This is a genomic window from Pseudarthrobacter sp. CCNWLW207 (assembly GCF_037203945.1).
Lineage (GTDB): Bacteria > Actinomycetota > Actinomycetes > Actinomycetales > Micrococcaceae > Arthrobacter.
Genome location: NZ_JBBCBS010000035.1, coordinates 1 through 1,289, shown reverse-complemented (window position 1 = coordinate 1,289; position 1,289 = coordinate 1). Strand labels below are relative to the sequence as shown.

1 pseudogene is annotated in these 1,289 nt (G+C 64.2%); it reads left to right on the top strand.

The window, feature by feature from the left end:
- Nucleotides 1–3: 3 nt before the first annotated feature.
- A pseudogene (locus tag V9L17_RS21215) lies at nt 4–1,289 on the top strand (pyruvate dehydrogenase (acetyl-transferring), homodimeric type); the annotation flags it as partial.

Below are 1,289 nucleotides of genomic sequence, written 5' to 3'. Positions count from 1 at the left end.
GACGTGGCTGCAGGAGAAGATACCTCCCATATCCTCAGCGGGTTGACTAACCAGCTGCCTGATCGTGATCCGGAAGAGACCGCCGAGTGGGTTGAGTCCCTGGATTCGCTAATCAGGGAACAGGGCACCGAGCGTGCCCAATACATCATGCGGAGCCTGTTGCAGCGTGCCGGTGCGCAGAGCGTCGGGGTGCCGATGGTGACCACCACGGATTACGTGAACACGATTCCGGTGGACCAGGAAGCCGAATTCCCGGGCAACGAGGAGTTCGAGCGCCGGTACCGGGCATACATGCGCTGGAACGCCGCGGTGATGGTGCACCGGTCCCAGCGGCCGAACATCGGCGTGGGCGGGCACATCTCCACCTACGCGGGCGCGGCCACCCTGTACGAGGTGGGCTTCAACCACTTCTTCCGCGGCAAGGACCACCCCGGCGGCGGTGACCAGGTCTTCTTCCAGGGCCATGCCTCCCCCGGCATGTACGCCCGCGCGTTCATGGAAGGCCGGCTGACCGAGGAGGACCTGGACGGGTTCCGGCAGGAAAAGTCCCGCGCCGGCCACGCCCTGTCCTCCTACCCGCACCCGCGGCTGATGCCGGAGTTCTGGGAGTTCCCCACCGTGTCCATGGGCATCGGGCCGATGAACGCGATCTACCAGGCACAGTCCAACCGGTACCTGCACAACCGCGGCCTCAAAGACACCTCGGACCAGCAGGTCTGGGCGTTCCTGGGCGACGGCGAAATGGACGAGCCCGAGTCCCGCGGCCTGCTCCAGCTCGCCGCGAACGAGAACCTGGACAACCTGAACTTCGTGATCAACTGCAACCTCCAGCGCCTGGACGGGCCGGTGCGCGGCAACGGCAAGATCATGCAGGAACTCGAAGCGTTCTTCCGCGGCGCGGGCTGGAACGTGATCAAGGTCGTCTGGGGCCGGGAATGGGATGACCTGCTCACCAAGGACACCGACGGGTCGCTGGTGAAAATCATGAACGAAACCCCCGACGGGGACTACCAGACCTACAAGGCCGAATCCGGCGGGTTCGTCCGCGAACACTTCTTCGGCAAAGACCCGGCCACCAAGGACCTCGTCGCGGACCTGACCGATGACCAGATCTGGAACCTCAAACGCGGCGGCCACGACTACCGCAAGGTCTACGCCGCCTACAAGGCAGCCACCGAATTCAAGGGCAAACCCACCGTCATCCTCGCCAAAACCGTCAAGGGCTACGGACTCGGACCCCACTTCGAAGGCCGCAACGCCACCCACCAGATGAAAAAACTCACCCTCGA